The 25470-nt window shown below is 72.0% G+C and carries 21 protein-coding genes; 11 read left to right on the top strand and 10 right to left on the bottom strand.

All coding sequences use genetic code 11. The features are described 5' to 3' along the window. Positions 1-260 precede the first annotated feature (260 nt). The 7 genes from ABH931_RS10900 (at position 261) to ABH931_RS10930 (ending at position 9727) form a co-directional block, all read left to right on the top strand. A complete protein-coding gene (locus ABH931_RS10900) occupies positions 261-1433 on the top strand; it encodes an ROK family protein (RefSeq protein ID WP_370112212.1) in 1173 nt (390 codons plus the stop codon). Between the two features lie 168 nt (positions 1434-1601). After that, positions 1602-2708, top strand: a complete 1107-nt coding sequence (locus tag ABH931_RS10905) for a sugar ABC transporter substrate-binding protein (RefSeq protein WP_370112150.1) — start codon at positions 1602-1604, stop codon at positions 2706-2708. 150 nt (positions 2709-2858) lie between these two features. Further along, a complete protein-coding gene (locus ABH931_RS10910) occupies positions 2859-3647 on the top strand; it encodes an ATP-binding cassette domain-containing protein (protein ID WP_370112151.1) in 789 nt (262 codons plus the stop codon). Beyond that, positions 3644-4909 carry a sugar ABC transporter permease gene (locus ABH931_RS10915; protein WP_370112152.1) on the top strand — a complete coding sequence of 422 codons (1266 nt, stop codon included), beginning with the start codon at positions 3644-3646 and terminating at the stop codon, positions 4907-4909. The genes ABH931_RS10910 and ABH931_RS10915 overlap by 4 nt, the downstream gene beginning before the upstream one ends. A gap of 270 nt (positions 4910-5179) precedes the next feature. Further along, complete coding sequence (dxs, locus tag ABH931_RS10920) at positions 5180-7072, top strand: 1-deoxy-D-xylulose-5-phosphate synthase (protein ID WP_370112153.1); 1893 nt, start codon at positions 5180-5182, stop codon at positions 7070-7072. Positions 7073-7256: 184 nt separating this feature from the next. Next, a complete protein-coding gene (locus ABH931_RS10925) occupies positions 7257-8690 on the top strand; it encodes an ArnT family glycosyltransferase (protein WP_370112154.1) in 1434 nt (477 codons plus the stop codon). Between the two features lie 104 nt (positions 8691-8794). Next, the gene (locus ABH931_RS10930; RefSeq protein WP_370112155.1) at positions 8795-9727 is read left to right on the top strand and encodes a DsbA family protein; all 933 of its coding nucleotides are present in this window, start codon (positions 8795-8797) and stop codon (positions 9725-9727) included. Positions 9728-9930: 203 nt separating this feature from the next. Here ABH931_RS10930 and ABH931_RS10935 read toward each other — a convergent pair whose 3' ends face one another. The 5 genes from ABH931_RS10935 to ABH931_RS10955 form a co-directional block, all read right to left on the bottom strand. Beyond that, a complete protein-coding gene (locus ABH931_RS10935) occupies positions 9931-12060 on the bottom strand; it encodes a 3-hydroxyacyl-CoA dehydrogenase NAD-binding domain-containing protein (protein ID WP_370112156.1) in 2130 nt (709 codons plus the stop codon). Further along, positions 12060-13283 (bottom strand): acetyl-CoA C-acyltransferase, encoded by a 1224-nt coding sequence (locus ABH931_RS10940; protein WP_370112157.1) that lies wholly within the window; start codon positions 13281-13283, stop codon positions 12060-12062. The genes ABH931_RS10935 and ABH931_RS10940 overlap by 1 nt, the downstream gene beginning before the upstream one ends. A gap of 128 nt (positions 13284-13411) precedes the next feature. Next, complete coding sequence (locus ABH931_RS10945; RefSeq protein ID WP_370112158.1) at positions 13412-14785, bottom strand: HRDC domain-containing protein; 1374 nt, start codon at positions 14783-14785, stop codon at positions 13412-13414. Between the two features lie 208 nt (positions 14786-14993). Further along, on the bottom strand, positions 14994-15737 hold the full coding sequence (locus ABH931_RS10950; protein WP_370112159.1) for a LuxR C-terminal-related transcriptional regulator: 744 nt from the start codon (positions 15735-15737) through the stop codon (positions 14994-14996). Positions 15738-15998: 261 nt separating this feature from the next. Continuing rightward, the gene (locus ABH931_RS10955; RefSeq protein ID WP_370112160.1) at positions 15999-16715 is read right to left on the bottom strand and encodes a DUF3000 domain-containing protein; all 717 of its coding nucleotides are present in this window, start codon (positions 16713-16715) and stop codon (positions 15999-16001) included. 136 nt (positions 16716-16851) lie between these two features. Here ABH931_RS10955 and hemE point away from each other — a divergent pair, with 136 nt between their 5' ends. Beyond that, complete coding sequence (gene hemE / locus ABH931_RS10960; protein ID WP_370112213.1) at positions 16852-17862, top strand: uroporphyrinogen decarboxylase; 1011 nt, start codon at positions 16852-16854, stop codon at positions 17860-17862. Between the two features lie 140 nt (positions 17863-18002). On the opposite strand, the gene ABH931_RS10965 is transcribed toward hemE, so the two are convergent. Then, on the bottom strand, positions 18003-19013 hold the full coding sequence (locus ABH931_RS10965; RefSeq protein WP_370112161.1) for a DUF4349 domain-containing protein: 1011 nt from the start codon (positions 19011-19013) through the stop codon (positions 18003-18005). Positions 19014-19160: 147 nt separating this feature from the next. On the opposite strand from ABH931_RS10965, the gene hemG reads away from it, so the two are divergent. Together hemG and hemQ are read left to right on the top strand one after the other, a co-directional pair. Next, complete coding sequence (hemG, locus tag ABH931_RS10970) at positions 19161-20630, top strand: protoporphyrinogen oxidase (RefSeq protein ID WP_370112162.1); 1470 nt, start codon at positions 19161-19163, stop codon at positions 20628-20630. Positions 20631-20650: 20 nt separating this feature from the next. Further along, positions 20651-21370 (top strand): hydrogen peroxide-dependent heme synthase, encoded by a 720-nt coding sequence (hemQ, locus tag ABH931_RS10975; protein WP_370112163.1) that lies wholly within the window; start codon positions 20651-20653, stop codon positions 21368-21370. A 119-nt stretch (positions 21371-21489) separates the two neighbouring features. Here hemQ and ABH931_RS10980 read toward each other — a convergent pair whose 3' ends face one another. The 4 genes from ABH931_RS10980 to ABH931_RS10995 all read right to left on the bottom strand — a co-directional run bounded on the left by ABH931_RS10980 (position 21490) and on the right by ABH931_RS10995 (position 24463). Continuing rightward, positions 21490-22278, bottom strand: a complete 789-nt coding sequence (locus ABH931_RS10980; RefSeq protein WP_370112214.1) for a TIGR04222 domain-containing membrane protein — start codon at positions 22276-22278, stop codon at positions 21490-21492. Then, on the bottom strand, positions 22163-22645 hold the full coding sequence (locus ABH931_RS10985; RefSeq protein ID WP_370112164.1) for a hypothetical protein: 483 nt from the start codon (positions 22643-22645) through the stop codon (positions 22163-22165). The genes ABH931_RS10980 and ABH931_RS10985 overlap by 116 nt, the downstream gene beginning before the upstream one ends. Positions 22646-22757: 112 nt before the next feature. Continuing rightward, entirely contained in the window at positions 22758-23345 is a 588-nt protein-coding gene (locus tag ABH931_RS10990; RefSeq protein WP_370112165.1) for a hypothetical protein, read from the bottom strand. Further along, positions 23342-24463 carry a helix-turn-helix domain-containing protein gene (locus ABH931_RS10995; RefSeq protein WP_370112166.1) on the bottom strand — a complete coding sequence of 374 codons (1122 nt, stop codon included), beginning with the start codon at positions 24461-24463 and terminating at the stop codon, positions 23342-23344. Before ABH931_RS10995 ends, ABH931_RS10990 begins: the two co-directional genes overlap by 4 nt. Before the next feature lie 99 nt (positions 24464-24562). On the opposite strand from ABH931_RS10995, the gene ABH931_RS11000 reads away from it, so the two are divergent. Further along, complete coding sequence (locus tag ABH931_RS11000) at positions 24563-25372, top strand: heavy metal-binding domain-containing protein (RefSeq protein ID WP_370112167.1); 810 nt, start codon at positions 24563-24565, stop codon at positions 25370-25372. The last annotated feature ends 98 nt before the right edge of the window (positions 25373-25470 follow it).

Below are 25470 nucleotides of genomic sequence, written 5' to 3' on the forward strand. Positions count from 1 at the left end.
GTTCATCTGTCCCTGGCCCGCGTGGTGACGCCTGAACGCAGGGCGCGCCTTCGCCTGCGGCGGCCCAGGTCAGGCCGGTGCTGGCCGCGATTCGGCAACGTTTGGCGCATCAGTTTCTGTTCAGCCTTGACATGAGTTCACCCCATTGGCTCTGCTTGAACTTCAGAAGTTGTATTCAAGGGCGAAGCCAAGCCAGGGCTGAGGCCGTAACGAGGGCTCCACCGCAAGGTCGCGGTGGTGAGGATGGATCGATCATGTCCGTGGAAACGCCGGGTTCACAGTCGTCGCTGCACCGGGCCAACCTGGAGCGTGTGCTCCGGGCCGTCCGGATGGCCGGATCGCTGACCCAGGCCGAGATCGCCCGCAGCACGGGGCTCTCCGCCGCGACGGTGTCCAACATCGTCCGCGAGCTCAGCGAGGCCGGGACGGTCGTGGTCACGCCCACCTCCTCCGGCGGCCGCCGCGCCCGCAGCGTCTCGCTCAGCGCCGACGCGGGCATCGTCGTCGGTGTCGACTTCGGCCACTCGCACCTGCGTGTCGCCATCGGCAACCTCGCCCACCGGGTGCTCGCGGAGGAGAGCGAGCCGATCGACACCGACGCCTCCGCCGAGCAGGGCTTCGGCCGGACCGAGCAGCTGGTCGCCCGGCTGCTGGAGCAGACCGGCTTCCCGGCCGAGAAGGTCATCGGCGTCGGGCTCGGCGTCCCCGGCCCGATCGACGTGGAGACCGGCGCGCTCGGGTCGACCGCGATCCTGCCGGGCTGGACGGGCATCGCGCCGGCGCAGGAGCTGTCGCGCCGCCTCGGCATGCCGGTGCTCGTCGACAACGACGCCAACCTGGGCGCGCTGGGCGAGCTTGTCTGGGGTGCGGGCCGGGGGCTCTCGGACCTCGCCTACATCAAGGTCTCCAGCGGTGTCGGCGCCGGTCTGGTGATCTCCGGTCAGATCTACCGCGGCCCGGGCGGCACCGCCGGCGAGATCGGGCACATCACCCTCGACGAGGCGGGCCCGGTCTGCCGCTGTGGCAACCGCGGCTGCCTGGAGACCTTCGTCGGCGCCCGCCACATCCTCGGCCTTCTCCAGCAGAGCCACGGCGTGGACCTCACCATGCCCAAGGTGGTGCAGCTCGCCCAGCGCGGCGATCTCGGCTGCCGCCGCGTGATCGCGGACGCCGGGCGTCAGATCGGCACGGGTGTCGCCAACCTCTGCAACCTGCTCAACCCGCGCCGGATCATCCTCGGCGGCGACCTGGCCGAGGCCGGGGACCTGGTGCTGGACCCGATAAGGGAGTCGGTCGCCCGCTACGCGATCCCGAGCGCCGCCCGGCAGCTCTCCGTGGTGCCCGGCACGCTCGGCGGACGGGCCGAGGTTCTTGGAGCCTTGGCGTTGATCATGTCCGAAATGGGCGATTCCAACGCATTGCCGACGGCCTGACGTCCGGATTCCGGGGACCTGATCGCCGCCATGTCTTCAGGAAGATAACGAAAGGATTCGGATCAGCTGTTCGTCGACTTTAATTATTGACGCCAACCGGGTGTGCGGGGTTGACTCCTCCCACCTCGGTCGCAAAGTGGCGACCGCGTCAGGGAGGCACCCCAAACGATGAACAGCACTCTGCGCACCGCGGTCGTGGCGACCACCGCCGTCTCGATCGCCCTGGGCCTGGCCGCTTGTGGCAAGGCCGGCAGCAGCACTGCCAGCTCTTCTTCTTCCTCCAGCTCGGCCGCCGGCGGCTCCCAGGTCATCGGCCTGCTGCTCCCGGAGAACACCACCACCCGGTACGAGCAGTTCGACAAGCCGCTCTTCGAGGCCAAGGTCAAGGAGCTCGCTCCGAACGCCACGGTCCAGTACGCCAACGCGGGCGGCAGCGCCCAGACCCAGGCGCAGCAGGTCCAGACGATGATCAACGCGGGCGTCAAGGTCCTCGTCATCGACGCGCAGGACTCCGCCCAGATCAAGTCCTCGGTCCAGGCCGCCAAGGCCAAGGGCATCAAGGTCGTGGCCTACGACCGTCTGGCCCAGGGCCCGGTCGACGCGTACGTCTCCTTCGACAACGAGAAGGTCGGCGAGCTCCAGGGCCAGGGCCTGCTCACCGCCATGGGCTCCGCCGCCACCCCGACCGCCAAGGTCGTGGAGATCGACGGTGACTCGGCCGACCCGAACGCCGCCGACTTCAAGAAGGGCTTCACCACCGCCGTCGCCGGCAAGGTGGACATCGCCTACGACGCCTCCGGTCTGTGGAAGCCCGACGTGGCCGCGCAGAAGGCCACCGCCGCCTTCAACCAGATCGGCGCGAAGAACGTCGCGGGCGTCTACTCGGCGAACGACGGCATGGCCGCCGGTATCGTCACCTCGATGAAGAACGCGGGTGTCAAGGCCCCGATCGGTGGCCAGGACGCCCAGCTCGACGCGGTGCAGCGCATCGTGGCCGGCACCCAGTCCTACACCGTCTACAAGGCCTACAAGCCGGAGGCCGAGGCCGCCGCGCAGCTGGCCGTGGACCTGCTGAACGGTCAGTCCATCACCTCCGTCGCCAGCGCCACCAAGGTCAGCGGCTCCGGCGACTCGGTTCCGTCGGACCTGCTCACCCCGGTCCTGCTGACCAAGGCGAACATCAAGGACACCGTCGTCGCGGACGGCCTCTACACCGTCGCGCAGATCTGCACCGCGGACTTCGCGACCGCGTGCACGGCCGCGGGCCTGCAGTAGGCCTGACGAAACATCAGTCGTCCGTCCGCGCAGGGGATTCCCCTGCGCGGACGGGTGCGGCACATTCACATTCGAAGGCATGACGCACGACCTCGCAGGCGCTGGGGACGGCGCGGCATCCCACCCGAGGCACCGGGTGGGAAGAAGGAGTTGGTTCACGTGACAAGCGCGCCCGTACTGGCGTTGCGCGGAGTCTCCAAGCGGTTCGGTGCCGTCCAGGCGCTGACCGACGTCGAGTTGGAGGTCCACGCCGGAGAGGTGGTGGCGCTTGTCGGTGACAACGGCGCCGGTAAGTCCACCCTGGTCAAGACCATCGCGGGGGTTCACCCCATCGACGAGGGCGTCATCGAGTGGGAGGGGCGCCCGGTCGACATCAGCCGGCCGCAGGACGCCCAGCACCTCGGCGTGGCGACCGTCTACCAGGACCTCGCCCTGGCCGACAACCTCGACGTGGTCGCCAACCTGTTCCTCGGGCGTGAGCTGAAGCGCCGCGGCACCCTCGACGAGGTGGCCATGGAGAAGAAGGCGCGCGAGCTGCTGGACACCCTGTCCATCCGCATCCCGTCCGTCCGCATCCCGATCGCCTCGCTCTCCGGCGGTCAGCGGCAGGTCGTCGCGATCGCCCGTTCGCTGATCGGCGACCCGAAGGTCGTCATCCTCGACGAGCCCACCGCCGCCCTCGGCGTCGAGCAGACCGCCCAGGTCCTCGACCTGGTCGAGCGGCTGCGGGCGCGCAACCTCGGCGTCATCCTGATCAGCCACAACATGGCCGACGTCCGCGCCGTCGCGGACACCGTCGCGGTCCTGCGCCTCGGGAAGAACAACGGCACCTTCCCCGTGCAGCAGACCACGCAGGAGACCATCATCGCCGCCATCACCGGCGCCACCGAGAACGCGGTGACCCGGCGCGCGGCGCGCACGGCGGAGGCAGCGAAGTGAGCAACGACATCAAGACCCCCGCGTCCGCCCCCACCCCGGCGGTCGACCCCCGGCTGCTCCAGCGCGAGGCCGGCCTGGCGGGCTACCTCGACGAGTTCAAGCGCAAGGTCCGCGGCGGCGACCTCGGTTCGCTGCCGGTCGTCATCGGACTGATCGTCATCTGGGCGGTCTTCAGCCTCAACGACGGCAAGTACTTCGCCGCGACCACGGGCACCTTCGTCGCCTACTACATGGTCGGCGTCGGCCTGCTCTCGCTCGGCCTGGTCTTCGTGCTGCTGCTGGGCGAGATCGACCTCTCGGTCGGCGCGGTCAGCGGCCTGGCCGCCGCGCTCTTCGCGGTGCTCTCGGTCAACCACGGGATGAACCCGTGGCTGGCCGTGCTGGCGACGCTGGTCGGCGGCGCGCTGATCGGTGCCCTCCAGGGCTGGATCTTCGCCAAGATCGGCGTGCCCGCGTTCGTGGTCACCCTGGCGGGCTTCCTCGGCTGGCAGGGCGTCATGCTCTGGCTGCTCGGCTCCTCCGGCACGATCAACCTCCCCGACACCGGCCTGAACCACTTCTTCTCCGGCAACTCCTTCTTCATGGGCGGGGACATCGCCGGCGGCTACATCCTGGCCACCCTCGCGACCGCCGCGCTGGCGGTCAGCAGCTTCCTGGAGCAGGGCCGACGCCGTTCGGCCGGTGTCCCGTTCCGCCCGACCAGCGAGATCGCGCTGCGCACGGTCCTGCTGGCGGTCGGCGCCTTCGGCGCGGCCTACGTGCTGAACCAGGACCGCGGCGTGCCGAACGCGCTGGTGGTCTTCCTGGCGCTGCTGATCATCGCCGACTTCGTGCTGCGCCGCACGAGCTACGGCCGCAAGATCTTCGCGGTCGGTGGCAACATCGAGGCCAGCCGTCGTGCCGGTATCTCGGTCTCCGCCATCCGGATCTCGGTCTACGCGATCTCCGGCACCTTCGCGGCCCTCGGTGGTCTGGCCATCGCGGCCACGACCAGCGCCGCCGGCCAGGCGGGCGCCGACCCGAACAACCTGATGATGGCCATCGCCGCGGCCGTCATCGGCGGCACCAGCCTCTTCGGTGGGCGCGGCCGGGTCTGGTCGGCCCTCCTCGGCATGCTGGTCATCTCGTCGATCCAGGCCGGTCTCTACATGCTGGGCCTGAACCTCGACATCCAGTACATGATCATGGGCGTCGTCCTCCTCGCCGCCGTGGTCGTGGACTCCCTCTCGCGCCGCACCCAGAAGTCCTCGGGTCGCGCCTGACACGCCGGAAGGCGTGACGTCGTCCGAACGGACGAACGAAAGCGCCGTCGGCCCTCCGCAACGTGAACGGCTCTCTTGAGGGGGAGAGCCGGTCACGGGGCTGACGGAACGCAAAATGACCGCCCGGCACCGATACCGCTCCGGTGCCGGGCGGTCGCGCGTCCGCAGGGGACAACTAGACTGAGCGGACTTGGGCGTCCACGGCCGCCCGGGTGGGACGAGGCGGCGGGCGAAGAAGCCCGGCGCCGGACAGTGACAGAGGAGGAACGGGTGGCCCTGCTGACCCGCATTCGGGGACCGCGCGATCTTGACCGTCTCAGCCCGGGACAGCTGGCCGTACTGGCCGAGGAGATCCGCGGCTTCCTGGTCGAGGAGGTCTCCAAGACGGGTGGCCACCTCGGCCCCAACCTGGGCGTCGTCGAGCTGACCATCGCGCTGCACCGCGTCTTCGAGTCGCCGAAGGACCGGATCCTCTTCGACACCGGACACCAGTCCTACGTCCACAAGATCCTCACCGGCCGTCAGGACTTCAGCCGCCTGCGCATCAAGGGCGGCCTGTCCGGCTACCCCTCGCGCGCCGAGTCCGAGCACGACGTGATCGAGAACTCGCACGCCTCCACCGTGCTGGGTTACGCCGACGGTCTGGCCAAGGCCAACGAGCGGCTCGGCCACACCGACCGCACCGTCGTCGCCGTCATCGGCGACGGCGCGCTGACCGGCGGAATGGCCTGGGAGGCGCTCAACAACATCGCCGAGAGCGACCGCCCGGTGATCATCGTCGTCAACGACAACGAGCGCTCCTACTCGCCGACCATCGGCGGCCTGGCCAACCACCTCGCCACCCTGCGCACCACCCAGGGCTACGAGCGCTTCCTGTCCTGGGGCAAGGACGCGCTCCAGCGCACCCCGGTCGTCGGCCAGTCGCTGTTCGAGACCCTGCACGGCGCCAAGAAGGGCCTGAAGGACTTCATCGCCCCGCAGGGCATGTTCGAGGACCTCGGCCTCAAGTACGTCGGCCCGATCGACGGCCACGACGTCTCCGCCCTCGAGTCGGCGCTCAAGCGCGCCAAGGGCTTCGGCGGGCCGGTCATCGTCCACTGCCTGACCCAGAAGGGCCGCGGCTACCGCGCCGCCGAGCAGAACGAGGAGGACCGCTTCCACGCGGTCCCCGTCATCCACCCCGACACCGGTCTCCCGGTGAAGACCGCCGGCCAGGACTGGACCTCGGTCTTCGGCGAGGAGATGGTCGCCATCGGGCGGGAGCGCACCGACGTCGTCGGCATCACCGCCGCGATGCTGCACCCCGTCGGTCTGGCGCCCTTCGCCAAGGAGTTCCCGGACCGCATCTACGACGTCGGCATCGCCGAGCAGCACGCAGCGGTCTCCGCGGCGGGCCTGGCCACCGGCGGCCTGCACCCCGTCGTCGCCGTCTACGCGACGTTCCTGAACCGCGCCTTCGACCAGGTCCTGATGGACGTGGCGCTGCACCGGTGCGGCGTGACGTTCGTGCTGGACCGCGCCGGTGTCACCGGCACCGACGGCGCCTCGCACAACGGCATGTGGGACATGTCGATCCTCCAGGTCGTGCCCGGCCTGCGGCTGGCCTCCCCGCGCGACGCCGACCAGCTGCGCGCGCAGCTGCGCGAGGCCGTCGCGGTCGAGGACGCGCCGACGGTCGTGCGCTACTCCAAGGGCAGCGTCGGCCCCGCGATCCCGGCCGTCGGCCGGGTCGGCGGCATGGACGTGCTGCGCGACGGCGGCGCGGACGCGGACGTGCTCATCGTCTCCGTCGGCGCGATGGCGCAGACCTGCCTCGACGCGGCGGAGAAGCTCGCCGCGCAGGGCATCGCCGCCACCGTCGTCGACCCCCGCTGGGTCAAGCCGGTCGACCCCGAGCTCGCCCCCCTCGCGGCGCGGCACCGCGCCGTGATCACGGTCGAGGACAACGGCCGCGTCGGCGGCGTCGGCGCGACGATCGCGCAGGCCCTGCGCGACGCGGGCGTGGACGTCCCGCTGCGGGATCTGGGCATCCCGCAGGAGTTCCTCGACCACGCGAGCCGCGACGAGATCCTGGGCGAGATCGGCCTGACGCCCGACGGCGTGGCACAGAAGGCGGCCGCGCTGGTCGCCAAGGTCTCCCTGGACCCGGCGACGGTGCTCTGAGTTCTGGCACACGAGTCAGGTGCACTCTCCAGGGGCGCGGGGCAGGGCTGATATGCGGCTCCGCCGCGGGACGCGAGAAACCACTGATGAGCGGATGGCCCCCGACGTGCAGGGCCATCCGCGCAGGGTGGTTGTCCGCGCCCCGCGGCGGAGCCACGTATGGGCAGGGTCCCGCGCCCCTTTCGTGTGCCTCCTCCTCGCCGTGGTCCTGCTGACCCGGTTGCCGTCGTTCGTGCGACCGTTCTGGAACCCCGACGAGGGCTACCTCGCCACCGAGGCGCGGATGCTGGGGCACGGCGGGACGCTCTACGTCGACGTCGTGGACCGCAAGCCGCCGCTGCTGCCGTGGCTGTACCAGGGCGCGTTCGCGCTCTTCGGCTCGGACTCGCTGTGGCCGTTGCGCGTCCTCGCGGTCGTGGCCACCCTGGTCACCGCACTGCTCGTCGCGTCCGTCGCCCGGCGGCGCTGGGGTGCGGGGACCGTGGCGGGCGTGCTCACCGCCCTGCTCAGCGTCTCGCTGGCGCCCGAGGACGCCCAGGCGGCGACCTTCGAGGTCTTCATGCTCCCCGCCACCGCCGCAGCGTTCTGGTGCGCCGACCGCGGGCGCTGGCTCGGTGCCGGCCTCGCCGTCGCCCTCGCCGCGATGGTGAAGCAGACGGGGGGAGTGGTGCTGCTCCCGGTCCTGTTCCTGCTGTGGCGCACCGACCGGCGCCCCGCCGCCCTCACCCGGCTGCTGCTCGCCTTCGTCGTCCCCGTCGCCGGGCTCGCGCTGCTGACCGGCCCGGGGAACTTCCTCTTCTGGGTCGTCTCCGGCTCCGGCGACTACGCCTCACTCGACGGCGCCTGGGCCACCGCCCTCGGCCGCGCGGGCGGCAACGCCGCGATCCTGCTCGCGGCCGCCGTCCCGGCGTTGATCCTGCTCACCCGGCAGCTGCGCGCCTCCCTGCGCGCCTCGCTCCGCGAGGACGCCGACCTCTGGCTCTGGCTCGGTGGCTCGGCGGTCGGCGTCGCGGTCGGCTTCCACTTCTTCGGGCACTACTACCTCCAGCTCGTCCCGCCGCTGGCGCTGCTCTGCGCCTCCGCGCTGCACCGCGCGGGCTCGCCGCGGTGGACGCGGGCGGCGCTCGCGTGGACGGCCGTCGCCGCCGCGGTGTTCGTCACACTCGGGCTGACCGTCTCCACCCAGCCGGTGCGGCGCGTGCAGGCCGTCGCACGGGCGGTCGACGCGAACAGCACACCGGACCAGAGCGTGCTCGTCTGGGGCATGCATCCGGAGATCTACTGGCTCGCCGACCGCGCGCCCGCCAGCCGCTACCTGACGGCCGGGCTGCTCACCAACTTCGCCGGGGGCCGGGACGGCAAGGGGGTGAGCGTCCAGAGGGCCGTGGCGGGCTCCTGGGCGACCTTCGAGCGCGAGATGAGGGACCACCCGCCCGCGCTCGTCGTGGACGACTCCCAGGGGGCTCCCTACGCCCCGGCGGCCGTCCCGCCGATCAGGGATCTGCTCGCCGCGCGGTACGAGCGGATCGGCGCCGTCGGGGGCGCCGTTCTCTACCGGCTACGCGCCCGTCAGCCGGTGATCCGGTTGAAGTCTTCTCAGGTTCGCATGAGAGGCTGACCCCCGTCCCTCCGCCTGGTGATCCGCCGCAGCGAACAACCGAGCCGGCGAGCAGGCGGGTACGGGACCCCCAGCAGGGACCGAGTAGTCGAGGACAGGTGGCAGTGAACAGCTCCACGGACAAGAGCCCGCAGGAGCCGGCGGGAGTGTCGGTTCGCAAGACGCCGTGGCGGCGCTGGCTGACGGCCGGCGGCATGGTTGTCGCGATCTTCGTGGTCGCGGGAGTGATCGGCTCCGTCGTGCGGGCCCACAAGGAGACCCAGCTGGCGCCGCCCGCGGGCGCGACCGGCGCCAGCGCGCTGGCGGTGCCGCAGTGGGGCCACGCCGCGGTCACCCTGACCGTCTACGAGGACATGCGGGACCCGGCCACGCTGGCCTTCGAGAACACCTACGGCGCGACCCTGCGCCAGCTGGTCGCCTCCGGCGTGGCGAACGTCTACTACCGCGAGACCACGGGCGTCGACGCGGCCCAGGGCGGCAGCGGCTCGCTCCAGGCCGGCAACGCGCTGGGCTGTGCGCTGGACGCGAAGAAGTTCGCGGACTTCCGCGCGGTGCTGCTGAACAACCAGCCGGCCGAGTCGGACGACGCGTTCGGCTCCAAGAGCCACCTGATCACGCTGGCCAAGAAGGTCAAGGAGCTGGACACCGACGTGTTCCGCGCCTGTGTGGACAACGGTGACCACAAGGTCTGGGTGCAGGACTCGAACAAGGCCTTCACCGCGGGGAACTTCGGTCCGGGCCCGGTCCTGACGATGCTGGTGGACCAGACGAACACCAACGAGGCGCAGGCGCAGGCGGTCATCTCCTCGACGCTGTCCCTCACCCCGAAGGAGCTGCAGGACCGCGTCCTCGCAGCCGCCGTCCAGGCCACCCCGACCTCGGCGGACCTCCCGTCCATCGCGGTCACCAACGGCGCCACCCCGACGCCGGCGGCCGCCCCGACCACGCCGGCGCCGTCGCTGTCGGCGAGCGCTTCGGCGAAGCCGAAGAAGAGCACGAAGAAGCCGACGGCCACCGCTTCGGCGTCGGCCCACTAGGCACCTCCCCAGGGGCGCGGGGAACTGCGCGGGGAACTGCGCGAGCAACCACCGGCATGCGGACGGCCCTGCGCGCCCCGGACCTTCTGCTCATCAGTGGCTTGTCGCGCAGTTCCTCGCGCCCCTTCACGTGGTGCCACGAATGCCGAAGGGCGGCTCTCCCGATCACTCGGGAGAGCCGCCCTTCGGCGTTGGCTACCGCCTTACGCCGGGACGCTCGCGACGCCCTGGGCGAGGAAACGCCTGCCGTTGACCCGCTCGGAGACGCCCTCGCGGTCCAGGTACGGGGTGATGCCGCCCAGGTGGAACGGCCAGCCCGCGCCCGTGATCAGGCAGAGGTCGACGTCCTGCGCCTCGGCGACGACGTCCTCGTCCAGCATGAGCTGGATCTCCTGCGCCACCGCGCCCAGCGCGCGCTCGCGGACCTGCTCCTCGGTGAGGACCTTGTCGCCCTGCTGGAGCAGCGCCACGACCTCGGGGTCCAGCTCCTGCTGGCCCGACGCCCAGGTGTAGAAGCCGCGCTTGCCGGCCTGGACCACGCGGGCCAGGTTCTCGGAGACGAAGAAGCGCTCCGGGAAGGCGTGGTGCAGGGTCTCCGACACGTGCAGGGCGATGGCCGGGCCGACCAGCTCCAGCAGCACGATCGGGGACATCGGCAGACCGAGCGGCTCCACGCCCTTCTCGGCGACGGCGATCGGGGTGCCCTCGTCGATGATCTGCTGGATCTCGCCCATGAAACGGGTGAGAATCCGGTTCACGACGAACGCCGGGGCGTCCTTGACCAGAACGGCGGTCTTCTTCAGCTTCTTCGCGACGCCGAACGCGGTCGCGAGCGACGCGTCGTCGGTCTGCTCCCCGCGGACGATCTCCAGCAGCGGCAGGACCGCGACCGGGTTGAAGAAGTGGAAGCCGACGACCCGCTCGGGGTGCTCCAGCTTCGAGGCCATCTCGCTGACGGACAGCGAGGAGGTGTTGGTCGCCAGGATGCAGGTGGGCGAGACCACGGCCTCGACCTCGGCGAAGACCTGCTGCTTGACGCCCATCTCCTCGAACACGGCCTCGATCACGAAGTCCGCGTCGCCGAAGGCCGCGGCCTTGTCGAGCGAGCCGGTGACCAGGCCCTTGAGGCGGTTCGCGTTGTCGCCGTTGACGCGGCCCTTGGCGAGCAGCTTGTCGATCTCGCCGTGGACGTAGCCGACGCCCTTGTCGATGCGCTCCTGGTCGATGTCCGTGAGGACGACCGGCACCTGGAGGCGGCGGGCGAACAGCAGCGCCAGCTGCGAGGCCATCAGACCGGCGCCGACGACGCCGACCTTGGTGACCGGGCGGGCCAGCGCCTTGTCCGGCGCGCCGGCCGGGCGCTTGCCGCGCTTCTGGACCAGGTTGAACGAGTAGATGCCGGCACGCAGCTCGTCACCCATGATCAGGTCGGCGAGGGCGGCGTCCTCGGCGTCGAAGCCCGCCTGCAGGTCGCCGTCCTTGACCTGGGCGATGATGTCCAGCGCCCGGTAGGGGGCCGGAGCCGCGCCGTGGACCTTGCCGTCGACGACGGCGCGGCCCCAGGCCACGGCGTCGTCCCAGGCCTGGCCGCGGTCGATCTCCGGACGCTCCACCGTGACGGCGCCGGTGAGGACCTGAGCGGTCCACAGCAGCGACTGCTCGACGAAGTCGGCCGGCTCGAAGATCGCGTCGGCGATGCCGAGCTCGAAGACGTCCTTGCCCTTGAGCTGCTTGTTCTGGGCCATCGAGTTCTCGATGATGACCTGGACGGCCTTGCCCGCGCCGATCAGGTTCGGCAGCAGCGTGCAGCCGCCCCAGCCCGGGACCAGGCCCAGGAAGCACTCCGGCAGCGAGAAGGCCGGCAGGCCGCTGCTGACGGTGCGGTAGGTGCAGTGCAGGCCGACCTCGACGCCGCCGCCCATCGCCGCGCCGTTGTAGAAGGCGAAGGACGGGACGGGCAGGGCCGCGATCCGCTTGAAGACGTCGTGGCCGCCCTTGCCGATGGCCAGCGCGTCGCTGTGCTCCTTGAGCACCTCGACGCCCTTGAGGTCGGCGCCGACCGCGAAGATGAACGGCTTGCCGGTGATCCCGACGGCGACGATCTCGCCGGCCGCGGCCTCACGCTCGACCTGGTCCAGCGCCTCGTTCAGCTTGGCGAGGGAGCCCGGGCCGAAGGTGGTCGGCTTGGTGTGGTCGAAGCCGTTGTCCAGGGTGATCAGCGCGAAGCGCCCGGCACCCAGCGGCAGGTCGAGGTGGCGCACGTGAGCGGTCGTCACGACCTCGTCCGGGAACAGCTCGTGAGCCTTGAGCAGCTGCTCGGTGGTGGTCGTCATCACTTGCTCCCGTGACCGTCGAAGTGCGGGTTCTCCCAGATGACCGTCGCGCCCATGCCCATGCCGATGCACATGGAGGTGAGGCCGTAACGGACGTCCGGACGCTGCTCGAAGCGGCGGGCCAGCTGCGTCATCAGGCGCACGCCGGAGGAGGCCAGCGGGTGGCCGAAGGCGATCGCGCCGCCGAACGGGTTGACCCGCTCGTCGTCGTCCGCGATGCCGAAGTGGTCCAGCATGGACAGGACCTGGATGGCGAAGGCCTCGTTGATCTCGAACGCGCCGATGTCGGCGATCGTCAGACCGGCCTTGGCCAGCGCCTTCTCGGTGGCCGGGACCGGGCCGATGCCCATGACCTCGGGCTCCACGCCGACGAAGGCGTAGGAGACCATGCGCATCTTGACCGGCAGGCCCAGCTCGCGCGCGACGTCCTCGGCGGCGATCAGGGAGGCGGTGGCGCCGTCGTTCAGACCGGCCGCGTTGCCGGCGGTGATCCGGCCGTGCGGGCGGAACGGGGTCTTGAGGCCCGTCAGCGACTCCAGCGTGGTGCCCGGGCGCATCGGCTCGTCGGCGGTGGCCAGGCCCCAGCCGGTCTCGCCGCCCGCCGGGTCGGTGCGGCGGATGGCCACCGGCACCAGGTCGGGCTGGATGTTGTTGTCGGCGTAGGCCTTGGCGGCCTTCTCCTGGCTGCGGACGGCGTACTCGTCGCAGCGCTCCTTGGTCAGGTGCGGGAACCGGTCGTGCAGGTTCTCCGCGGTCATGCCCATGAACAGGGCGGACTCGTCGACCAGCTTCTCGGACAGGAAGCGCGGGTTGGGGTCCACGCCCTCACCCATGGGGTGACGGCCCATGTGCTCGACGCCGCCGGCGAGGGCGATGTCGTAGGCACCGAAGGCGATGCCACCGGCCACGGACGTCACGGCGGTCATCGCGCCGGCGCACATGCGGTCGATCGAGTAGCCCGGGACGGTCTTGGGCAGGCCGGCCAGCAGTGCGGCCGAGCGGCCGAGGGTCAGGCCCTGGTCGCCGATCTGGGTGGTGGCGGCGATCGCGACCTCGTCCACGAGGGCCGGGTCCAGGTTCGGGTTCCGGCGCATGAGCTCCCGGATCGCCTTGATCACCAGGTCGTCGGCGCGGGTCTCGGCGTAGATGCCCTTGGGGCCGGCCTTGCCGAAGGGGGTGCGGACGCCGTCGACGAAGACGACGTCCCTCGCGGTACGAGGCACGGTGGCTCTCCTCCCAAGCGCCCGTTCGCGGCGGGCACGGTGTGGTCACAGCGGAACGGCGAACGTCCCGAGAGTGATGCTACCCGCCAGTAACCAACGCGCCAAGGAGGGGAGGGATGAGCCGTGGGTCACTCCCTGGCGAAGCCGACGGCCGAGCCGGTCGCCGAGCCGTTGGCCGCGCGGTTGGCCGAGCCGCTCGTGGAGCCGTTCGCCCCGAGCCCGTTCGGGTTCACGCCGGGGATCACCTTCGCCGTCACGAAGGCTTTGGCGATCACCGGGGAGACCAGCTCGACCTGCCAGGTCCGGGCGCCCAGCGCGGTGAGCGCGTCCGCGACCGACTCGGCGGTGACGCGGGTGGGCGGTGCCCAGGCGAGGCGGCGCACCAGCTCGGGGGTGACCAGGTTCTCCTGCGGCAGGTGCAGCTTCTCCGCGAGCGAGGTCACCGCGGCGCGGGCGGCGGAGAGCCGGGCCGCGGCCAGGGGGTCCTTGTCGGCCCAGGCACGCGGCGGCGGCGGGCCCTCGTGCGCGGCGGTCGTGGGCGGCAGCTGGGCCTCCGGCACCTCGCGGGCGGCTTCGATCGCGGCTATCCACTGCTCCAGCGCGCGCCGGTGCACCCGCGGTCCGAAGCCGGACACGGCCTGCAGCCCGGCGATGGAGCTCGGCATCGCCAGCGCGGCGGCGACGATCGCGGCGTCGGAGAGCACCCGTCCCGGGGAGACGTCGCGCTCCCGCGCGATCCGGTCGCGCACCTGCCACATCTCCCGCACGGCGGCGAGCTGCCGGCGGCGGCGCACCTTGTGCACGCCGGAGGTCCGCCGCCACGGGTCGACGCGCGGCGGCGGCGGGGGAGCGGCGACGATGGCGGCGAACTCCTGCTGCGCCCACTCCAGCTTGCCCTGCTCGGTCAGCTCCTGCTCCAGCGCGTCCCGCAGCTCGACCAGGACCTCCACGTCGAGCGCGGCGTAACGCAGCCACGGCTCGGGCAGCGGGCGCGTGGACCAGTCGACGGCGGAGTGGCCCTTCTCCAGGCTCAGCCCCAGCACGTTCTCCACCATCGGCCCGAGGCCGACGCGCGGGAAGCCCGCGAGACGCCCGGCGAGCTCGGTGTCGAACAGCCGGGTCGGCCGCATGCCCAGCTCCGCGAGGCACGGAAGGTCCTGGTTGGCGGCGTGCAGCACCCACTCGGTGTCGGCGAGGACCGCGCCGAGCTCGGACAGGTCCGGGCAGCCGACCGGGTCGATCAACGTGCTGCCGGCACCTTCGCGCCGCAGCTGCACCAGGTAGGCGCGCTGGCCGTAGCGGTAGCCGGAGGCACGCTCGGCGTCGATGGCGACGGGGCCGTGACCGTTCGCGAAGCGGGCGACGATGTCGGCGAGCGTTTCGGCGTCGGCGACGACGGGCGGGATGCCCTCGCTGGGCTCGAGCAGGGGGACCGCGTTGATTACCTGCCCGTGGGCATCGTTGTCAGCTCTGTCGATGGCGTCTTCACGGGCGTCGGTCACGGAAGAAAGACTACGCCCGCAGCCGGTGGATGACCTTCCGCACGTGCACACATGCGCACCGGGGACGAGGCAACGCCGAGGGGCGCGGGGAACTGCGCGAGCAACCACCCGCGTGCGGATGGCCCTGCTCGATCCGGGACTCACCACCTCGGGTGGCTTGTCGCGCAGTTCCTCGCGCCCCTGGGGCTCCCAGAGGGGAAACGTTCCGCTAGTGGATGATGCCGGTGCGGAGAGCGACGGCGACCATGCCGGCGCGGTCGCCCGTGCCCAGCTTGCGGGCGATGCGGGCCAAGTGGGACTTGACGGTCAGTGCGGAGAGCCCCATGGCGACACCGATCGCCTTGTTGGACTGCCCCTCGGCGACCAGCCGCAGCACCTCGACCTCGCGGCCGGAGAGCTCGCGGTACGCCTGCGGCGCGGGCGCGCCCTGCGCGGCCGCCGCGGCCTGCTGCATGCCGGGCGCGGCGCCCGGCGGCAGCTGCGCCCCGGGCAGGCCCGGACGCCGCATGTGCGACGCGGCGCCGGGCAGGCCCGGACGCAGCGCCGGGACGCCGTTCATGCCCGGGCGCTGCGGAACGCCGTTGCCGATCCGGGTGCCGGTCACGACGTAGCCCTTGACGCCGCTGGCGAGCGCGCTGCGGACCGCGCCGATGTCGTCGGCGGCGGAGAGCGCGAGGCCGTTGGGCCAGCCCGCGGCGCGCGTCTCGGCCAGGATGGCGAGGCCGGAGCCGTCGGGGAGGTGGACGTCGGCGACACAGATGTCACGAGGGGTGCCGACGCGTGGCCGGGCCTCTGCGAGGGACGAGGCCTCGATCACGTCGCGCACTCCCAGGGCCCAGAGATGCCGGGTGACCGTGGAGCGAACGCGCGGGTCCGCGATGACCACCATGGCGGTGGGCTTCGTCGGACGGTAGGCGACCATGTTTGCGGGGTGCTCAAGGAGAACGGACACCAGGCCTCCTGTGGTGAGGTGCCGGGAAGAGGGTCACTGTCTGCTTCGGCACCATCGGTGCCCGGCTTTAGCGAATGATCACGATTGAGTGAGGGGCAAATCGGGCAGTTCGGATATTTTGTTCAGCTCGATTGAGCCTAAGTCACCCGAAAGTGATCAAAAGCGGTCGACACGCCGAACACCTGACCCAAATGTCCGAAATGGGATTCCCCAGCGTACGCCGAAGGTGACGAACCTTCACCTGAACGGGAAGAAGAAACCTCACGCCCCGCCACGCGGCTGGCGCCGCGTCGGCATCGGCACGACGCTGCTCACCGGCGCGGTCACGCCCGTCGACGGCGCGCCCAGCGCCCCGGGAGCGGGCAGGGGCAGCGGGGACGGCGGCAGGCCCGCGCACTGGCACAGCAGCTCGCCCCAGGCGCGCAGGTGCGCGCCCAGGTTGAGCCCGCCGTCACCGCGCGCGACCGGCGTCCACGACGCCCGGATCTCGATCTCGGTGCTGGACGGGCGGTCCGCCATGCCGCCGAAGTACTGCGAGTACGCGCGCGAGACCGTGCCGCTGGGCTCGGTGTAGGAACAGCCGAACTGCTCCAGCGCATCCGTCAGCCAGGACCAGCCGACCTCCGCCAGCAGCGGGTCGTCCGCGATCTCCCGCTCCAGCTCCGCCTGCGTCAGCGAGACCAGCCGGAACTCGCCCTGCCAGGCCTCGTGTCCGGAGGGGTCGTACAGCAGCACCAGGCGGCCGTCGGCCAGTTCCTCGCCGTCGGCCTCGACGGTCGCGGTCAACGCGTGGGCGTAGGGGGCGAGACGACGCGGCGCCGGAGTCTCCCCGAGCGTGAGCTCCGGCCGCAGCCGGGTACCGAGCAGCTCCGCGACCGCGGCACGGAACGCCTCGGGAACGCCCTGCTCCCCGGTCCCCCCGTCACCGAACGCGGATCCGCCCTCGTGCCTCGGCTTTCCGCCGTTCACCCCAGCCATGCCGGAAGACTATGCGCCCGGCTCGTCCCCGCAGCGCAGACACCACGGAAGAGCGCCGCTTCGAGCGTGCGAAGATTTCAGCGTGACCGAGAGCGAGAGCAGCAAGAGCAACAGCCCGACGTACGACTCCGCGTTCATGCGCGCGTGCCGAGGGGAGGAGGTCCAGCACACCCCGGTCTGGTTCATGCGCCAGGCCGGCCGTTCGCTTCCCGAGTTCCGCAAGGTCCGCGAGGGCATCGCGATGCTGGACTCCTGCATGATGCCGGAGCTGGTCAAGGAGATCACCCTGCAGCCGGTCCGCCGGCACGACGTGGACGCGGCCGTCTACTACAGCGACATCGTGGTGCCGCTCAAGGCCATCGGCGTCGACCTGGACATCAAGCCGGGTGTCGGCCCCGTGATCGCCCGCCCCGTGCGCAGCCGCGAGGACCTCGCGCAGCTGCGTCCGCTGGAGCCCTCGGACGTCCCCTACGTCACCGAGGCCATCGGCCTGCTCGTCGCCGAGCTCGGCGAGAAGCCGCTGATCGGCTTCGCCGGCGCGCCGTACACGCTGGCCAGCTACCTCGTCGAGGGCGGCCCGTCGCGCACGTACGAGAACACCAAGGCCATGATGTACGGCGACCCGGAGCTGTGGGCCGAGCTGGTCGACCGCCTCGCCGTCATCACGGCCGGATTCCTCAAGGTGCAGATCGAGGCCGGGGCCTCGGTCGTCCAGCTCTTCGACTCCTGGGCGGGCGGGCTGGCGCCGGACGACTACCGTCGCTCCGTGCTCCCCGCCTCGCAGAAGGTGTTCGCGGAGGTCGCCTCCTACGGCGTCCCGCGGATCCACTTCGGCGTGGGCACCGGCGAGCTGCTGGGCCTGATGAGCGAGGCCGGCGCGGACGTCGTCGGCGTCGACTGGCGCGTCCCGCTGGAGGAGGCGGCCCGCCGGATCGGCGGCACCAAGCCGCTCCAGGGCAACCTGGACCCGACGGTGCTGTTCGCCCCCGAGTCCGCCGTCCGTCAGAAGACGGACGAGGTCCTCGCCTCCGCGAAGGCCTCCGGCCGCGGCCACATCTTCAACCTCGGCCACGGCGTCCACCCGACCACCGACCCGGACGCCCTGACCCGCCTGACCGCCTACGTGCACGAGCAGACGGCGCGATAGCCGACAGGGGCGCGAGGAACTGCGCGACAATCCCCCAGCCTTCGGCCGGGAGGTGCCCCCTCTGATGAGCAGATGGTCCTCAATGTTCAGGGCCATCCGCACGTCGGTGGTTGCTCACGCAGTTCCTCGCGCCCCTGCTGTCAGTCCTCGCCTGCCCCGTCCTTCCGTCCCCGACGGGTGAAGCGGTACGCGCCGTAGAGGATCAGGGCCAGCGCCGCCAGGAACGGCAGGCTCGCGCTGAGAGCGATCAGCAGCCCCCGTCCGACCATGTACAGCGCGTGCCAGCCGGAGGCCAGCGCGTGCCCTGCCGCGCTCCACGCGCCGTTGGTCTTCGGCTTCACCGGCGGCGGAGGCGTCGCCGTCTGGAACAACTCCACCGTCACCGTCGACAGGGCGACCTGGCCGCGCAACGCCGAGACCTGGGACTCCAGGGAGTTCAGATCGGACTCCCGCGAGGTGACCGCCTGCTCCAGGGTGATCATGTCGCTCAGTGAGCCGGCCTGCTTCATCAGCGTGGTGAGCCGGTCGATGCTGGCCTTCTCGCTCGCCACGCGCGCGTCGAGGTCGACGACCTGCGAGGTGACGTCCTGGCTGGAGCGCTGCTGGGCCAGGACCGTGCCGAGCGAGCCGAGCTGCCCGAAGACGGTGTCGTACGACGCCGACGGGATGCGCAGCACCATGAGCGCGCCCTCGCCGGACACGTCCGAGGGGATGGGCAGCGTGGAGGCGGCCGGGGTGTCGCCCACGTTCCACGTCAGCGTGGCCGCGTCGCCGACCTGCTCGGAGTCGAGGTAGCCGCCGACGGACTGTGCCAGCGTCTGTGCCTGCTTCACGGCCGCGTCGACGTGCGCGCAGCGCAGCTGGATCTGGCCGCTGTAGATGACGGACCGGTTCGATGCCGCCGCTGCCGCGCCCGATGCCCCGGACGAGGGGGCCGCACTCGCCACCCCCGCCGAGCCCGCACCCCCCGCCGAGCCCGCACCCCCCGCCGCCGGGGGTGCGGCTGCGGCGCCGGGCGCGTGGTCGGCTCCCCCCGCGGCGCTGCTGTTGCTGCCGCCCGCCTCGGAACAGCCGGTCAGCGCCAGTCCTGCCACCAGGAATGCCGCCGCCAAGGACGCCCCGAGCCGGCGTCTGTGGTCCCTCGATCGCATGTGTTCGCTCCCCTCGTCACAGATCTCGCGCATTGGATGCCCGATCTGTGGGCGCGGTTCCCGACGCCGTGTCAACAAGGCGGTAACGAAAGGATCGAGCTCCGGCCACGGTCAGCGGTCCGGAGCCGGTGTGCGAGAGTGAAGGACATGGACCGCACGACGCACACCCCCACCACCGACCAGGCCCGACCGCTCCCGCAGGTGGTGGTCGTCGGCGGCGGGATCGCCGGGCTCGCGGCGGCCGCGCGACTGCGGGGCGTCGTCGACGGGGTCGAACGGGCGCGCGTCACGCTGCTGGAGGCCTCGCCGAGGTTCGGCGGCAAGCTGAAGTCCGGAGAGGTCGGCGGGGTCGGCGTGGACCTCGGCGCCGAGTCGATGCTGGCGCGGCGGCCGGAGGCGATCACGCTGGCCCGGGCCGTCGGCCTCGGCGACGCGCTGCAGCCGCCGACGACCGCGAAGGCGTCGATCTGGACCCGCGGCGCGCTGCGCCCGATGCCGACCGGCCATCTGATGGGTGTCCCCGGCGACCTCGCCGCCCTCGCCGCCTCGGGCGTCGTCTCGCCCGAGGGCCTGGCCCGCGCCGCCGAGGACGCGACGCTGCCGCGCACCGAGGTCGGCGAGGACATCGCTGTCGGGGAGTACGTCGCCGCGCGCCTCGGCCGCGAGATCGTGGACCGGCTCGTCGAGCCGCTGCTCGGTGGCGTCTACGCCGGGCACGCGGACGCGATCTCGCTCAGCGCCGCCGTCCCGCAGTTGCTCGCCATCGCGCAGCGCGAGCGCTCCGCCGTCGAGGGCGTGCACGCGGCGCTGGCCGTCGCCGCGCAGAGCCCGAACCCGGCGCCCGTCTTCACCGGCATCGACGGCGGCATCGGCCGCCTGCCCGGCGCCGTCGCCGACGCCTGCCGCGCCGCCGGGGCCGAGCTGCGCACCGACACCGCCGTCGCCTCGCTGCGCCGCGCGCCCGACGGCTGGGCGCTCCGCACCGAGGGCGGCGAGCAACTGGTCGCGGACGCCGTGGTGCTGGCGGTTCCCGCGCCGGTCGCGGCGCGGCTGCTCGCCGACCTGGCCCCGGACGCCGCCGCCGAGCTGGGCGAGATCGCCTACGCGGGCATGGCCCTGGTGACCCTCGCCTTCCACCGCGCCGAGCTGGGCCCGCTGCCGGGCAGCGGCTTCCTGGTCCCGCCGGTCGACGGACGGGCGATCAAGGCGTCGACCTTCTCCAGCAACAAGTGGGGCTGGCTCGACAAGGCCGCCCCCGAGAGCTTCGTCCTGCGCACCTCGCTGGGCCGCGAGGGCGAGGAGGCGGTGCTCGACCTCGACGACGCCGAGCTCGTCGCCCGCAGCCGCGCGGACCTGCGCGAGGCGGCCGGCATCACCGCCACCCCGTACGCGACGGCGGTCACCCGCTGGCGCGGCGGTCTGCCGCAGTACCCCGTCGGACACCCGCAGCGCGTCGCCCGCATCGAGTCGGCGATCGCCGCTCTGCCGGGCCTGGCCCTGTGCGGGGCGGCCTACCACGGCGTCGGCATCCCCGCCTGCATCGCCGACGGCTGGCGCGCGGCAGCGGCGGTCGCGGCGGCCACGGTCACGACGGACCTGGTGTCGGGAGAAGAGTGAGCAAGGGAGAGAATGTCCCCATGAGTGACCAGCACACTGAGCACACCGAGAAGGCGAAGCCGAAGGCTCGCGAGCTGAACGACGTCATCCGTTACACCCTGTGGTCGGTGTTCCGCCTCAAGGACGTGCTGCCGGACGACCGCGGCGCGATGGGCGCCGAGGTCGAGGAGCTGTTCGCGCAGCTCGCCGAGAAGGACGTCACCGTCCGCGGCACCTACGACGTCTCGGGCCTGCGCGCCGACGCCGACCTGATGATCTGGTGGCACTCCGAGAACAGCGACAACCTGCAGGAGGCGTACAACCGCTTCCGCCGCACGGAGCTGGGCCGCCGCATGGAGCCGGTCTGGTCGAACATGGCGCTGCACCGCCCCGCGGAGTTCAACAAGTCGCACATCCCGGCGTTCCTCGCGGACGAGACGCCGCGTGAGTACATCTGCGTGTACCCGTTCGTGCGCTCGTACGACTGGTACCTGCTCGAAGACGCGGAGCGTCGCGAGCTGCTGGCCGAGCACGGCAAGATGGCCCGCGGCTACCCGGACGTGCGCGCCAACACGGTCGCGTCCTTCGCGCTCGGCGACTACGAGTGGCTCCTCGCCTTCGAGGCGGACGAGCTCTACCGCATCGTCGACCTCATGCGCCACCTCCGCGCGAGCCGCGCCCGCCTGCACGTGCGCGAGGAGGTCCCGTTCTACACGGGCCGCCGCAAGGCTGTCGCCGACCTGCTCGCGGGTCTGGCGTAAGGACGTTGCACCACCTCAGGGGCGCGGGGAACTGCGCGACAAGCCACTGATGAGCAGATGGTTCCCCAGCAACAGGGCCATTCGCACGCCGTTGGTTTCCCGCGCAGTTCCCCGCGCCCCTAGCGCTTGCGCGAACGAACTGTCAGAGCAGTCCGCAACCGCTGGTCGCGGAGCGCCTTCGGGCCGCGGAGGACCAGCGTGAGCAGCGGGTCCCGGGTCCGGCGCTGCGGGCGGAGGGCCCGGAGGAGTTGCTGTCCTGCCGGAGCCGCCCACGGGGTGACCGGGTGGAACTCCGCGCGGGCCATCAGCAGCGTGCCGGCCGTCAGGATCAGCGGCAGGACGAACCACGCAGCAGGCGCCAGCAGGCTGTCGTGCGCGCCGGTGAGCAGGTCCCGCGCGCCGACGGCACCCAGCGCCGTCGTCCCGAGCGCCACCGTGGCGAGGAGCGCGACGCGGACCGCCGTCACCGCCTGCGCCATCGCCGCGCGCGAGCCTGGCGTCACCGCGAGGCCGAGCTCCGCGAGGGAGCGGGCCAGGAGGCCGACCGAGGGGCCGTGGGCGACCTCGCGGCGGACCTCGTCCGTGCGGCGCTGTCCGTCGGGGCCGAGCGCCGCGATGACCTCGGACTCCAGCTCCGTGCCGGGGAGCGGGCGGGCCACGGAGGTCCAGCCGGTGTGGGCGATGTGGAGCAGGCCGCGGCCGGTCATGTCGACGAGCGTCACGTCCACCACCCGCTCCGGCCCGCCGGCCAGGTACGCCGCCTCGACCGGCTCCGGGGGCCGCGACGGCCCGTCAGAGGACCGGCCCGGCGCCGACGCGCCGGTCAGCAGCGGATCGCTCGCGGCAGCCAGCCGGCACAGCCGGAGGGACGACAGCACCGCCAGCAGGAGCGCGGGGACCAGGAACAGGTACGGCATGCTGGTCAACCAACCCGAGCCGTGGCGGCTCCTCAAGAGCGGCCCGCCGACGGATACGCAACCGTGACGTGGCGGTGACCAGCGCCAGCGCCGCCAACGCGGCCAGCAGCAGGAAACCGACGAGCGGTGGCCGGGTCGGCGACGCGTTCGGCGCGGTCGCGCCCATCGTGGCGTGGGACCAGCGGAAGGTGGCGACCGCCGCGAGCAGCAGGGCCAGCACCAGCGCGCCGAGCAGCAGCCGCCGGGCGGTCCGGAACGCGCGCGCGCTGTGCCGACCGCGCGAGCCGGTCCACAGGACCAGCGCCGCCGCCGGGCCGACGCCGACCGCCGCGGTGACGAACAGTGGATCGAGGCTCATCGGGACACCTCCCCCGAAGAAGGAGGGAGCCAGGTCCCCCGCACCTGGCTCCACAGGGGAGAGCATGTCCGTTGGCCGGGTCCCCGGGAAGAGCCGGGCGGGATTCTCAGAGCTAGATTTGAGCTTTCCCCGGGCCCGTGGCGCCCCTTGCGGCGCCGAACTCGTCCGGTCCCGAACTGATCCGGTGGAGGCGGCGTCCCGCATCCGTCATCCGTCGCAGCAGGTCGTGGGCGTCGCTCGGGGTGATCAGGCGCTCGCGCACCGCAGCCGCGGCGAGGTCGTAGGTCTCCAGGGTGGTGATCCCGCGTCGGCGGGCGTAGCGGGCGGCGTCGCGGTCGTCGGAGATCCAGACGGAGCGGCGGAACTCCGGCTGCCTCGTCATCAAGGCGAGCGTCTCGGCCTCGCCCAGATGCTGGGTCGGGCGGCGCCGGTCGCCGCCGAACACGGCGCGGCGCAGGCGTTCCACCTCGGTGCGGACGCCTGCGTCGGTGATCTCGATCGGTTCGCCCAGCGCGCCGCCGTCGACCAGGCCGGTCAGCGGGGGCAGGTGGCGGGCGGAGAGCCTCGCCTCCCGGGCGACCGCCTCGGACCATCGGCCCCGGCCGTCGAGCACCTTCTCCAACAACGCCAGCCGGTCGACGGCCGCGAAGTTGCAGAGCACCGTGTTGTCGGGGAACCACCACTGGGTCCGGCCGGTCATGGCTGGTAGACCAACTCCCCCTGGAGGGCCGTCGGCTCCGACGTCTCCAGGCGGCCCTCCAGCTCGCCCGTCTCCATGCCGAGCAGAGCGGCCAGCGGGCGCAGCGTCGTCTCGCCCGCCTCGAACGCTGACCACAGGCCGTCCGCGAGCCGGGGCGGCGGGCGCTCGGCGACGGCGACGGCCGCCTCGCGCAGGTAGGCGTCCATCGCGGCGGCGGCCAGATGGCACTCGGCGGTGGTGCGGCGCCGCAGCCGGGCGTGCTCGGCGGCGCCGATCAGGCCCAGGCGCCGCAGCCGGGCGGCCAGCGCGCTGGGCGACACGCGGAAGCGGACCACGAGTTCGGCGAAGTCGAGCGCGTCCGCGGCGTCGCGTACCTCGGGTTCCGGCATCAGCAGGGCGGCGGCGAAGGCGTTGGCGCGTACCTCGTCCGGCTCGGACTGACGGCCCGGCGCGACGGGGGACTCGGCCAGCGGCTCGGTGGCGTCACCGGCGAGCAGATGGCCGAGCTCGTGCGCGAGGGTGAACCGCTGCCTGGTCCACCGCTCGTCGCGGCGGGCCAGGGCCAGCCGGAAGCCGTCCTCCTGCCAGGCGAACCCGTCGACGGCGCCGGGCAGGTCGGTGACGGCGAAGTCCACGCCGAAGGCGTGCTCGCAGGCGGCCAGCAACTCGCCGGTGGCGAGCAGTGCGGGCTCCGCGCCGACGAGGGCGTGGACCCGCGTGCGGACGTCGGCGGCCAGCAGCTCGCCCTGTCCGTCCGGATCGCCCGGCGGCAGGGCCGGCAGGGCCGGCAGTTCGGGGGCGCGACCCAGCAGGTCGAGCACGTCGTAGGCGGCGGTGAACCGCTCGGCGCGCTCGCTGAGCCCGGCCCCGTGCGCGGCGGCGTCCCCGCGCGCGGCGATGCCGGCCGGGGCGTGCTGACGCCCGGTCAGCAGCCAGTCGACGCTGACCTGGGCGGCCTCCGCGATGAGCGCGAGGTCCAGCGAGCTGAAGCGGCGTACGCCGCCGAGGGACTTGGAGAGCTTGTCGGGCGTGATTCCCGCACGCGCGGCGAAGGCGGCCTGGCTCTGGCCCGCGGCCCGGATCACCTCGCGTACCCGCCCGGAGACGGATTCGTCCATGCCCTACACGGTACGACCGTGTTGCGAGAATCGCAACGCTGCTACCGTTCCGTCGTCCGGATTGTTCCGGGGTTTCGTTCCGAGTGGGGGAGGCGGCGCATGAGCACGCCCGGGTACCAGCAGGTCCAGATCTCCGAGGTCGCCCGCGGCCGCCTCGACGGCTCGCGGCAGGGGCGTCCCTGCTTCACCTCCGACCTGTCCGTCAACGAGTTCGTGCTCGTCACCGAGTCGGGTTTCGAGCCGCTCGGCATGGTGATGGGCACCAGCGTCTACCACGTGGGTGTCCAGTACGGGAACTGGAAGGTCAGCCAGGAGCTGGGCGTCCTCACCCAGGCCATGTACAACGTCCGCGAGTTGGCCATGGCCCGGATGGAGGCGGAGGCCGCGCAGCTCGGCGCGGACGGCGTCATCGGCGTCGAGCTCCGCCCGATGAACTACGGCTTCCTCGCCGATGTCGTCGAGTTCATCGCGGTCGGCACCGCGGTCAAGGCCACCGACGGCACCAACTACCGCACTCCCAACGGCAAGCCGTTCACCACCAGCCTCTCCGGCCAGGACTTCTGGACGCTGTGGCAGCACGGCTGGCTGCCGCGCCGCCTGGTGCTGGGCAACTGCGTCTACCACGTGGCCCACCAGACGCTCCGCCAGACCCTCTCCCAGGTGGGCCAGAACGCGGAGATGCCTCAGTTCACCCAGGCCCTGTACGACGCCCGGGAGCTGGCGATGGCCCGGATGCAGTACGAGGGCCAGCAGCTCGGCGCGGACGGCATCGTCGGCACCTTCGTGGACGACTTCCGCTACTGGGGCGAGCACGGCGTCGAGTTCTTCGCCACGGGCACGGCGGTCAGCAAGGTCCGCCCGGACGTGAACCCGATCAAGCCGACGATGACCATGCCCTTGAACGGCTGAGTTTCGCTCCCGCAGGCAGTTGCACCTCCAGGGGCGCGAGGCTCTACCGACGTGCGGCTCCTCCCCCGGCCTTCGGCCGGGAGGTGCTCCGAGGTGCC

The sequence above is a fragment of the Streptacidiphilus sp. MAP12-33 genome (assembly GCF_041261265.1).
Lineage (GTDB): Bacteria > Actinomycetota > Actinomycetes > Streptomycetales > Streptomycetaceae > Streptacidiphilus.